The sequence below is a fragment of the Paenibacillus sp. N119s genome (assembly GCF_059447605.1).
In genome coordinates, this window is sequence record NZ_JCAJRU010000167.1 from 1 (window position 1) to 11,609 (window position 11,609).

At 43.7% G+C, this 11,609-nt stretch carries 10 protein-coding genes; 8 read left to right on the forward strand and 2 right to left on the reverse strand.

The annotated features are described in order from the left end of the window. The coding region (locus AC5V8P_RS17755; RefSeq protein WP_495473752.1) for an HTH domain-containing protein at positions 1-346 on the reverse strand (346 nt) is incomplete at its 3' end. Positions 347-580: 234 nt separating this feature from the next. On the opposite strand from AC5V8P_RS17755, the gene AC5V8P_RS17760 reads away from it, so the two are divergent. The 8 genes from AC5V8P_RS17760 (at position 581) to AC5V8P_RS17795 (ending at position 10,418) form a co-directional block, all read left to right on the forward strand. Beyond that, positions 581-913, forward strand: a complete 333-nt coding sequence (locus tag AC5V8P_RS17760) for a hypothetical protein (RefSeq protein WP_063211027.1) — start codon at positions 581-583, stop codon at positions 911-913. Positions 914-965: 52 nt separating this feature from the next. Continuing rightward, a complete protein-coding gene (locus AC5V8P_RS17765) occupies positions 966-1,481 on the forward strand; it encodes an NAD(P)H-dependent oxidoreductase (RefSeq protein ID WP_231116949.1) in 516 nt (171 codons plus the stop codon). Positions 1,482-1,877: 396 nt separating this feature from the next. Next, the gene (locus AC5V8P_RS17770; protein WP_064797889.1) at positions 1,878-3,785 is read left to right on the forward strand and encodes a carbohydrate-binding protein; all 1,908 of its coding nucleotides are present in this window, start codon (positions 1,878-1,880) and stop codon (positions 3,783-3,785) included. Between the two features lie 194 nt (positions 3,786-3,979). Beyond that, the gene (gene bglS, locus AC5V8P_RS17775; protein ID WP_063211023.1) at positions 3,980-4,693 is read left to right on the forward strand and encodes a beta-glucanase; all 714 of its coding nucleotides are present in this window, start codon (positions 3,980-3,982) and stop codon (positions 4,691-4,693) included. A gap of 252 nt (positions 4,694-4,945) precedes the next feature. Then, positions 4,946-6,037 carry an NAD(P)H-dependent flavin oxidoreductase gene (locus AC5V8P_RS17780; RefSeq protein WP_063211021.1) on the forward strand — a complete coding sequence of 364 codons (1,092 nt, stop codon included), beginning with the start codon at positions 4,946-4,948 and terminating at the stop codon, positions 6,035-6,037. Positions 6,038-6,320: 283 nt separating this feature from the next. Next, entirely contained in the window at positions 6,321-6,731 is a 411-nt protein-coding gene (locus AC5V8P_RS17785) for a MarR family winged helix-turn-helix transcriptional regulator (RefSeq protein WP_063211019.1), read from the forward strand. Between the two features lie 80 nt (positions 6,732-6,811). Beyond that, positions 6,812-8,581, forward strand: a complete 1,770-nt coding sequence (locus tag AC5V8P_RS17790) for an ABC transporter ATP-binding protein (protein ID WP_064797890.1) — start codon at positions 6,812-6,814, stop codon at positions 8,579-8,581. Beyond that, a complete protein-coding gene (locus AC5V8P_RS17795) occupies positions 8,568-10,418 on the forward strand; it encodes an ABC transporter ATP-binding protein (protein ID WP_064797891.1) in 1,851 nt (616 codons plus the stop codon). The genes AC5V8P_RS17790 and AC5V8P_RS17795 overlap by 14 nt, the downstream gene beginning before the upstream one ends. Positions 10,419-10,603: 185 nt before the next feature. Here the strand turns inward: AC5V8P_RS17795 and AC5V8P_RS17800 are convergent. Next, a partial coding sequence (locus AC5V8P_RS17800; protein WP_495473751.1) for a MalY/PatB family protein occupies positions 10,604-11,609 on the reverse strand: 1,006 nt, incomplete at its 5' end.

The following is an 11,609-nucleotide window of genomic DNA, read 5'->3' on the forward strand; positions in this document are numbered from 1 at the left end:
CGTTTTGCGCTTCAAGCCTGGCGTTCTTTTCTTCCAGTGTCAGTTCCCTTCTAAGGGGTCTTCCAGATGATTGGCTCCTTGTATCGTGCAGACCCAAGACACCGTTTTCCCGGAAGCTCGCACGCCATCTTTTTCCCGAGGATCGTACTCGTTGGAGTCCGATTACATGTACATCAAATCCGCATTCCTCAAATATAGCCCTCGGTAGCTTGCCCTTTTTATTTTCCGAAATAAAAAGTTTCTTGAATTCATCCGTATATGTAATACCTTTTGATGTAACTGACTTAACATAAAGATTGTTAGAAAGCTGTTCAATTTCTTTCTCTGTAAATGTCTTTTTACTCATTCCAGTTTCCACTTCCTATTTTTCTCGATATATAAAAAGTACCCTACGGAGAGACTTTTTTAAAGTGTCTACTCTATAGGGTACAGTTTAGATGGGCAGGGTCTTTTTATTTTTTATCAGCCATCTAAATCTTAAGGGGATCTTTATATCTATATGAAAACCCTAATCCTAAACTAATGGTGAAAATGTTACGCTTAACCCGGAAGTTAGGAGGAATTAGGAGGTTTGGCGGGAATGAATGAAATTTTAAGAATGACAGGTCTGATCTTAACTGTGCTGGTGGTGTTGTATTCTGTTAAAAAAATATATGATTTTATCAATATGCGGAAAATGGTACAGAGAGATATCTATGAGAACTATGAAATCTATAGAGCAGCTCAGAAGTTTGCTTTTGGTACACCCGTGGATGAGATCACAGAAATCCTGACAAACAGCTATGAGTTAGACGATAACCAGATTAAAGAAATAATGCTTTTGGCTCTTCCGCATCGAACCGATCCCGATGGTGGTTATCTCGCCTTTATCAAGGCTATAAATCGGGTGCTGGGACAAGAGATTTACTACTAAACCTGACTTAGTTAAATCACTCCTGATGGCTGTACAGCCCAGCACGCCGTGCATGGATCTTCCGCAAATCGACGCTGATCTTTTAAGACGTTGGGGGCAACCGCCAAGTGGTCCTTCCTTCGATGAATTGAGTGAGGAGTCTAAGGTCAAAGCGGAGCGGATGCGCGAGATTGTCGATCAATTCATGGCGGCGGATAAGATCGTCATTGTCAATCCGGTATGGAACTTATCTTTTCCGTCGGTGCTGAAAACGTACATTGACGCAGTTACGGTTACAGGAAAAACCATTAAGCGATCCGATAATGGGCTACGGGGTTTGTCTGGTTTGACGGGGACCCAGCAAGGTAAAAGAGTGATGCACATTCAGGCTTCCGGAACCGTTCTCTCCCACGGGAAGTTTAAAGATGTAGAGTACAGCCACAGTTATGTAAAAGCTATCATGAATTTGCTGGGTATTGATGATGTACAGGCTATTTTTGTTGAAGGTATCAGTGAACAGCCGGACCAAGCACAGAGCATAAAGAAGCAAGCCATTCGTCAAGCCATATTGGCAGCACAAGAATTTTAATATTATCCACGGAGCACATCATTAGGGTACATCCCTTTAGATGTGCTCTTTTAATATAGAATAGTATTGTAATATTTGGTAGAGCATGTTATAATTGTGCCAAATAAAACCATTATTATGAATAAAATTACATATTAATACTTAATGTTTTACATTTCTATACTTTATTCGATTAATACTGAAGTTTACTGCATAGATACGACGATACGTATATAGTGTTTCCTCTCGTAGAGTGCATCTAAAGAATAAAATTGTAAGCGATTACAACCTAATTCTATCTCTTATCAATTTTTACGGCAGTTTTCCTTACGGGTAGAAGTCTGAGCATATTCATAAGTCTGATAAATTTACAGATAGCTCGGCTTTAGACCATATAAAAAAACGGAGGTTATGTCTATGATTAGAAAATATTTAGTTTTATTTCTTTCCTTCGCTTTATTGCTGAGTGTCTTTCCCGGGATAAATGTAGATGCTGCGAATCGACCACTGGCTAAACAGTCTGGAAATTCCAACCCACTAATGGATCATAAATTGGGAGCTGATCCCTACTCATTGGTATATGATGGAAGAGTGTATATCTACATGTCAAGCGATACGTACGTGTATAACAAGGATGGATCGATTAAAGAGAACGACTTCAGTGCGCTGGATCGCATTCAGGTCATATCTTCCACAGACATGGTGAACTGGACGGATCACGGAACGATACCAGTTGCAGGTGCCAACAACAAAAACAGTGGAAGAGGCATTGCCAAATGGGCCTCTAACTCGTGGGCTCCAGCGGTTGCGCATAAAAAAATAAATGGCAGAGAAAAGTTCTTTTTATATTTCGCCAATGGAGGAGCAGGGATTGGTGTCCTGACAGCGGACACGCCTATTGGGCCTTGGACAGATCCCCTTGGCAAAGCACTTGTGACACATAGTACACCTGGGATGGCTGGCGTGACTTGGCTTTTTGACCCAGCTGTACTGGTAGATGATGATGGAACGGGATACCTGTATAGCGGTGGCGGAATTCCTAATGAATCCGATCCGGCTTCCATTGCAAATCCGAAAACCGCCAGAGTCATCAAATTAGGCGCAGATATGACAAGCGTTATTGGAAACGCCACCACTATAGATGCTCCTTACCTGTTTGAAGATTCCGGTATTCATAAGCACAACGGCAAATACTATTATTCGTACTGTATGAACTTTGCCGGAAAACACCCGCCACAGTACCCTGCAGGTGAAATCGGCTATATGGTTAGTGATAACCCGATGGGTCCCTTCACTTATAAAGGTCATTTCCTAAAAAATCCGTATACGTTCTTCGGCGTTGGCGGCAACAACCACCATGCTGTATTTAATTTTAAGAATGAATGGTATGTCGTGTACCATGCCCAAACGGTCAGCAAGGCTCAAATTGGAGATGGAAAAGGCTATCGCTCTCCGCATATTAATAAGCTAGTGCACAAGGAGGACGGAAGCATCTCTGAAGTGCAGGGGAATATGACAGGAATCGCTCAGCTATCCAATTTGAACCCGTATACCAGAGTTGAGGCGGAGACCATTGCATGGCAAGCAGGTGTTACGACCGAACCCACGCAAGCCAGCGGCGGCCCGATTAGTAATATGGATGTAACCAACATCCATAATGGGGACTGGATCGCTGTTGGAAAGGCTGATTTTGGCTCAACCGGAGCGAAGACGTTCAAAGCTAATGTGGCCACAAATGTCGGTGGCAACATTGAAGTACGGCTTGACAGTGAAACAGGTCCTCTAGTCGGTTCCTTGAAAGTGCCGTCAACTGGAGGTATGCAGACCTGGAGAGAAGTAGAGACCACGATCAATAATGCAACAGGAGTTCACAACGTTTATCTGGTGTTTACTGGGTCAAGTAACGGCAATCTAATGAATTTGGATGCCTGGCAGTTCACTCCCAACACGGGGGGAAATACAGTAACAAAGGTTGAAGCCGAGAATATGAATATTGGCGGTACTTATGTAGGCAAGATCAGTGCACCATTTGACGGCGTCGCTCTGTATGCCAATGCTGACTATGCTGCATATTCACAGTTTTTTGCCAACCCTACACATAATATCTCAGTGCGGGGGGCTTCAAGTAATACTGGTACGGCCAAAGTAGACTTGGTTATTGGAGGAGTGACTGTAGGTTCTTTCAAGTTCACAGGTAAAACGCCGACTGTCCAAACCTTGTCGAATATTACTCACGCTACTGGAGATCAGGAGATCAAACTCACCTTGACGAGCGATGATGGCACTTGGGATGCCTACGTGGATTTTATTGAATTTTCATTATGATCGCTCGTCGAAACAGTAGTTGTTTTGGACCTTTTGTAAAATCGAGAGATCCTCCTGTTAGTCCAAGTGAGCGCAATCGGCGATGAAATGTCCAGGCAAGCTCTATTAATTGGTTTCGGCAGACTGTATCATGTTGCTGGAAACCGCATTCCACAACTTTATTCATATTTGAAATTATTCTTGGAGGTGTATTTATGAAGAAGAAGTATTGGTTTACACTGGTGATCACGGGTATAGTTTCTCTGTTTTTTTCGGTAAGCGCTTTTGCGGCGAATGTGTTCTGGGAACCTTTAAGCTATTATAATCCGAGTACATGGCAAAAGGCAGATGGATATTCCAATGGGAACATGTTTAATTGCACTTGGCGTGCCAATAATGTCAATTTTACTAACGACGGCAAAATGAAGCTTAGTTTAACGAGTTCTGCGTACAATAAATTTGACGGCGGAGAGTATCGTTCGAAGAATACTTACGGATACGGCTTATACGAGGTCAACATGAAGCCTGCTAAAAATACAGGAATCGTATCTTCCTTTTTCACATATACGGGACCTTCTAATGGCACGCAATGGGATGAAATAGATATTGAATTCTTAGGAAAAGACACAACAAAAGTGCAATTCAACTATTATACAAACGGGGTCGGTGGTCATGAGAAGGTTATCGATCTGGGGTTTGATGCATCAAGTGGCTTCCACACCTATGCATTCGATTGGCAGCCAGGATACATTAAGTGGTATGTTGACGGGGCTCTGAAGCATACGGCAACTACGAACATACCGAAAACGCCAGGCCAAATTATGATGAATCTGTGGAATGGCATCGGAGTAGATAGCTGGTTAGGTCCATATAACGGAGTCAATCCGCTGTACGCTGAATATGACTGGGTAAAATATACGAGTAATTAATATAATTACGGCAGAAGAGGCAGCCCTATTGGGCTGCTTTTGCTTTTCAATCCCTCCAGCTAACAGTGCAAAAGGCTTATTTTATGGGATATTACTATTATCAAACATTGAAGTACCGATAAATATGATACTGGACACTTTGCGTTGGAAACACACGCAAATGAAATTGGAGAATTAATGTTGAATTTTTTAGGAAAAACGCTGTAGCCTCGTATGACTAGTCTAGTTTTCAATAAAAGGAGGTTTTTAAAAGTGTTCGAGACTCAATTGACGCGTGCTCTGAAAATTCAATATCCGATTTTTCAAGCGCCGATGGCAGGTGGCGTTTCGACGCCTGAATTAGTAGCGGCTGTTTCAAATGCTGGTGGACTAGGCAACCTGGGAGGCGGATACTTAACGCCAGAGCAACTCCGCAGTGATATCCAAAAAATCAGGCAACAAACGGATCAGCCTTTCGGAGTAAACTTGTTTGTGCCCGAGCAATCTGAAGAGTCGGAAGAAGCAATCTTCCAGATGACAGATTATCTTAATAAATATCGCGATGAACTTGGCACTGCTCAAAATCCATTGATTTTGAAGTCTTCAGAATCATTTGAGGAGCAGGTACAGGTACTGTTGGAGGAACGTGTATCCATCTTTAGTTTCACTTTTGGCATACCATCTCAAGACATGATCCAAACCATAAAACAGCATGGAATATTTGTTATTGGAACTGCAACAACCGTTGATGAAGCTAAGCAATTGGAGGTAGGAGGTGTAGATGCTATTGTGGCTCAGGGGAGCGAAGCAGGCGGGCATAGAGGGACCTTTCTGAAAGATGCCTCTCATGCTTTGATAGGCACCATGGCTATTGTTCCGCAGATCGTTGACCATGTGTCGATTCCGGTTATCGCAGCGGGGGGAGTTATGGATGGGCGGGGACTTGCAGCAAGTCTTTTGTTAGGAGCCGATGCAGTACAGATGGGCACTGCGTTTTTAGCCTGTCCCGAGAGCGGTGCCCACGAAATGTACAAGCAGAAAATCCTATCAACAAATGAGGACTCCACTCAAATTACACGTGCATACTCTGGCAAAGCTGCAAGAGGTATAGAAACAAAATTTATGATTGACATGCATCAATATCGCGGGACAATCCCTGCTTACCCTATTCAAAATGCGATGACCCGGGACATTCGTCAGGCAGCTGCAAAAGCGAACAGCCCCGAGTATATGTCACTTTGGGCGGGCCAAGGTCTTCGATTAGCTAACGACCAACCTGCTGCTTCTATTGTAAAACAAACCATTGATGAAGCGAGTATTCTTGTCCAAAGGCTTCCTACCATTGGAACAGCTGATAATAAATAAGAGAAACTATCATTATCACATTGCTGCGAAAATCGCGGCTTTTTTTATTTGCAGCGGGTTCGGTGCCCATAAGTAGAGCGGTCTACCAAATATGGATTATTATCAGGATGCAGCGGAAAAATCCTCACATTCGTTCTATTCGATTCTTTTAACTTCTACGCGTGAATGGTCATGTGAATAATTTATCCTTCTTCAACCATTTCATATTTTCCCAAATTGACTTTATATCCGAATATCATTATTATCTTACAGTGTAAGATAAATACAGAGGGTGGTACGGCCAATGGACTATAGAGCATCAGCGACCGAACTATTCGAGTGTATCGCCAAATCGCGCAAACCGGTATTAGAGGAACGAGGAATGCATTTCTCTCGTGGCGAAATGGGGATTCTCATCGCTTTGAGTCAGCAGGATGGGGTTACTTCAGGCCATTTGAGCGAATACTTGTCCGTCAGTACGGGACGGGTAGCAACGGCACTGAAAAGTTTGGAGAAAAAAGGGATGGTTATACGGCGAACGGATGCCAACGACAAACGCAAGGTGATTGTATTCATTACGGATTCAGGCAAGCAATTTATGATTGACAGGTACAACGAAGGCGTCGCATGGAGCGAGAAAATTCTTCGAAAGCTGGACGAACAGGATGCTAAAGAGTTTATCCGACTCATCAAGCTTATTGTCTCTAAAAGCTAAGTTCCTATGTAGGGGCCGTATGCAGGGTACGTTAAATTGCACCAACACCTAAGATTTTCAGAAAAAAGGAGAACAACAGAATGCTGAAGATATTCAAATATCTCAAGAAAAATGAATGGATGTTCGTGCTTTGCAGCCTGGCTTTCATCGTTGTGCAGGTGTGGCTCGATTTGAAGCTGCCTGATTATATGGCCGAAATTACAACCAAGCTGCAAACCGCAGGAACGCCGATGTCGGAACTGCTGATTCCAGGTATTTACATGCTATTGTGTGCCGTCGGCAGCATGATTGCATCTATAATTGTCGGCTATTTTGCGGCAAAGGTCGCAGCAGGGCTAGCCATGCGTCTGCGTGCGATGGTCTTTGACAAAACCTTATCTTTTTCAATGGAAGAGATGAGCAACTTTTCAACAGCCAGCCTCATCACCCGCTCCACGAACGATGTCACCCAAATTCAAACGGTGGTTGCGCTGGGGCTACAGGTGATTATCAAGGCGCCGATTCTGGCCGTATGGGCTATTGCAAAGATTGCGGATAAAAACTGGCAGTGGACCGCCTCTACAGGAGTAGCTGTGGCTGTCCTGATCCTGATGCTGAGTGTCATTGTTATTTTCGCTCTTCCCCGTTTCCAAAAAATCCAACGTCTCACCGATAATCTAAACAGGGTAACACGTGAGCATCTGACTGGACTTCGGGTGGTTCGAGCATATAATGCAGATCAGTATCAGGAGGGGAAGTTCGGACAGGCCAATGCCGAATTGACAAATACAAACCTGTTTGCGAACCGGTTAATGGCAATGGTTGGTCCGGGGATGACCTTTATTATGTCGGGTCTGAGTGTCTCGATCTATTGGATTGGCACATATCTTATTAACGGAGCGGCCGTGCCGGACCGCATTACGCTATTCTCTAATATGGTCGTATTCTCCTCATATGCGGTGCAGGTGGTCATGGCCTTTATGATGGTAAGTATGATATTCTTCCTGATGCCTCGAGCCTCGATTTCTGCCAAACGGATTATGGAGGTATTGAATACCGAATCTCGCATCATCGACGGACATGAGACAGCTGGAGAAGAGGGCGTAATGGGTCAGTTGGAATTTCGTAATGTCAGCTTCAAATATCCGGATGCCGAGGAGCCTGTGCTTCGCAACATTAGCTTTACGGCAAAACAGGGCGAGACGGTTGCCTTTATTGGTGCAACAGGCAGCGGCAAAACCAGTGTGATCAATCTGATTTCCCGTTTCTACGATGTGACTGAGGGTGAGGTACTTGTGGATGGCGTGAATGTCACAAACTATAAGCAGCAGACACTCCATAACAAAATCGGGTATGTCCCACAGAGAGCTGTACTTTTCAGCGGTACAGTGGCTTCCAACGTTTCGTATGGTGATAACGGTAGAGCAGAAGCTTCGGAGAAACTCGTCAAAGCTGCTGTGGGGATTGCCCAAGGTACGGAGTTTGTCGAAAAAATGGACGGTCAGTATCAAGGACGGATTTCACAGGGTGGAGCGAACGTGTCCGGTGGTCAAAAGCAGCGTCTGTCCATTGCGCGTGCCATCTACCGCCAGCCGGAGATTTACATCTTCGATGATTCCTTCTCGGCACTCGACTACAGAACAGACCGTGTCCTGCGCTCTGCGCTTAAACAAGAAACCGGCCATGCTACGACACTTATTGTGGCTCAGCGCATAGGCACCATTAAGGACGCTGACCGGATTATTGTTCTCGACCAGGGCGAGATTGTAGGGAACGGCACACATGAAGAGCTGATGGCGAATTGCAGCACCTATCAGGAAATCGCTTATTCGCAGCTTTCGAAGGAGGAACTCGTACATGGACAAGAATGAACACACCGTCGGCAGTAAGCATATCAAAATGAAACAGCAAGTTCCCATGGGTAGCGGTCCTACGGAGGGGATGGGGACTGGTAAAAAAGCGAATGATTTTAGAAAAAACATACGCCAGCTCTTATCCTACATCAAGGCCTATGCGCCTATGATTATCCTCTCTATGGTGCTGGCACTGGCCGGTTCCGTCTTCAATGTGATTGGTCCAGATAAGCTCAGCGATATTGCCAACCTGATTCAGGAAGGAATCGTAACAGGGATTGATATAAATGCTATTGAGAAGATTGTTCTTGTACTGGTGGTTTTGTATGGTCTCGGCCTTATCTTTAATTATTTCCAAGGATTCATTACGGTAACCGTGTCACAGCGTCTTACAAAGAAGATGCGGACAGAACTGTCCCAAAAAATCAATCATATGCCTTTGAAGTATTTTGATGCCACGAGCTATGGTAATGTGCTCAGCCGTGTGACCAACGATGTCGATACCATCGGACAAACGTTAAACAATAGTCTCGGCACGCTTGTCAGCGCACTGGCAACTTTTGTGGGCGCATTGATTATGATGCTGTATACGAACTGGATCATGACCATTACCGGGATTATAGCTACGGTGATCGGTTTTTCACTGATGACCGTAATTATGAAGCATTCACAGAAATATTTTGTAGCACAGCAAGCAGAGCTTGGTCAGATCAATGGTCATATTGAAGAAACCTATGCTGGTCATAACGTAGTCAAGGTATATAACGGAGAAAGAGCAGCTAAGGAAGTGTTCCATGACATTAATGGACGCTTATATACGAATGCATGGAAATCCCAGTTCATGTCTGGCCTGATGATGCCAGTTATGATGTTTATCGGGAATTTCGGTTATGTTGCGGTCTGTATTGTGGGCGCTTTGCTGGTGAACCAACATGTTATAACGATCGGAACAATTGTGGCCTTTATGGTGTATATTCGCTTATTTACACAGCCCTTGTCGCAGTTGGCACAGGCTGCGACCAATCTGCAATCGGCGGCGGCCGCCAGTGAACGTGTATTCGAATTTCTGGGCGAAGAAGAATTGGCGGCTGAGAGTGACAAGACCGTGAGGCTGGATAACGCCAAAGGAGATGTCGTATTCGAACATGTCCGTTTCGGTTATAACGAAGACCATATGATTATCAAAGACTTCTCTATGAAAGCTAAAGCGGGTCAGAAAATTGCCATTGTTGGCCCGACAGGTGCTGGTAAAACAACGCTTGTGAATTTGCTCATGCGATTCTATGAGCTAAACGGAGGGGAAATTTATATTGATGGAACTCCGATTAGTCAATTGACACGTGAGAATGTTCATAAACTATTCTGCATGGTACTGCAGGATACATGGCTGTTTGAAGGAACGATTCGTGAGAATATCGTTTTTTCCCAAGAGCATGTTACGGATGAACAGATAGAAGCTGCATGTAGGGCAGTGGGTCTGCACAGCTTCCTTAAAACATTGCCGCAGGGCTATGATACAGTGCTGGACGACAAAGCCAATCTCTCTGCCGGTCAAAAACAATTGATTACCATTGCAAGAGCCATGATTAAGGATGCTCCTATGCTCATACTGGACGAAGCCACGAGCTCGGTCGATACGCGTACAGAGTTGCTGATTCAACAAGCGATGGACCGACTTACTGTAGGGAAAACCTCTTTTGTGATTGCCCACCGTCTCTCAACGATTAAGAACGCCGGTCTGATTCTGGTCATGAAGGATGGTAACATTATTGAAACGGGTAATCATGAGGAATTGCTGAGCAAAGGCGGATTCTATGCCGATTTATATAACAGCCAGTTCGAAAATGCATCCTAAAAAATACAGTTTTAGAAAATAAAAATAACACATCAAAGTGGACAAATGTCTAGAATTAGAACGCTGAATCTTAAAAAGCCGCTACATAGCGGCTTTTTTGTTTTGTTGAACAAGCTTTTATGGATTAATATTTTATTGAACGTTTCCTGAAGGAACAAAGGAAAATTATTATAACGAAAATTCTCTTAATCGAGACCTTGCAGACTTCTTTCTATACTTTCTAATGCCTGTTGTAGTAAAGATCTAGGGCAAGCAAAGTTGATTCTTTGAAACAACTCTCCTCCAGCGCCAAAGATAAATCCATCGTCCAATGCAATCTTGGCTTTTTTCTGCATCAACTGTTGCAGTTCAAGATCCGAAAGTCCGAGCTCTCTAAAGTCTAGCCACGCCAAATAGGTCGCTTCCGGTTTGATCAATTTTACTTTGGGCATGCGTTCTTTCACAAACTGATCAATAAAAGTCAGGTTCTCCTCAAGATAGATAAGCAGCTGCTCAAGCCATTCTTCTCCATCATTGTACGCAGCAATTTGGGCGACAGTTGCAAAAGAGCCTGGGTCAATATCGATGGTTGTTAATTTGTGGTTCAGCTCGTTCCGAAGTCTTTCGTTTGGAACAATGATATTTGATAACTGCAAGCCTGCAAGATTGAATGTTTTAGAAGGAGATGTACATACAATAGAGTTCATTCTGAATTCTTCGGATATTTTTCCAAAAGGAGTATGGTGATTTGGCTTAAAAATCAGATCAGAATGAATTTCGTCGGAAACGACAAGCACATTATTTCGGATACAAATCTCTCCCAAACGTGTCAGTTCTTTTTCGGTCCATACGCGACCGACAGGATTGTGAGGACTGCACAGAAATATCATTTTTGTTTTAGAATCCTGGGCGATTGCTTCTAATTCTTCAAAATTGATTTTATATTCACCTTGTTCATAGATTAGCGAATTGTTTGCAATTTGGCATCCATTATTTGTAATGATGTTTAGGAAGGGATAGTACACCGGGCTTTGAATAATGACCTTATCTCCTTTATTGCAGAACGTCTCCACGATAAAGTTCAGTGCGGGAATGATTCCAGGGGTGAACAAAATCCATTCTTTCTCAATGTCCCATCCATTTCTTTTTTTCTGCCAATTTACAGCTGCCGCCATAAATTCATCACTTTTGTAACCATAGCCATAAATTCCG

Bases quoted from the DNA above. Each gene is read 5' to 3' on its own strand.
- AC5V8P_RS17770 (WP_064797889.1), top strand. From the start codon at position 1,878: ATGATTAGAAAATATTTAGTTTTATTTCTTTCCTTCGCTTTATTGCTG.
- AC5V8P_RS17785 (WP_063211019.1), top strand. From the start codon at position 6,321: ATGGACTATAGAGCATCAGCGACCGAACTATTCGAGTGTATCGCCAAA.
- AC5V8P_RS17760 (WP_063211027.1), top strand. From the start codon at position 581: ATGAATGAAATTTTAAGAATGACAGGTCTGATCTTAACTGTGCTGGTG.
- AC5V8P_RS17795 (WP_064797891.1), top strand. From the start codon at position 8,568: ATGGACAAGAATGAACACACCGTCGGCAGTAAGCATATCAAAATGAAA.
- AC5V8P_RS17765 (WP_231116949.1), top strand. From the start codon at position 966: ATGGATCTTCCGCAAATCGACGCTGATCTTTTAAGACGTTGGGGGCAA.
- AC5V8P_RS17790 (WP_064797890.1), top strand. From the start codon at position 6,812: ATGCTGAAGATATTCAAATATCTCAAGAAAAATGAATGGATGTTCGTG.
- bglS (WP_063211023.1), top strand. From the start codon at position 3,980: ATGAAGAAGAAGTATTGGTTTACACTGGTGATCACGGGTATAGTTTCT.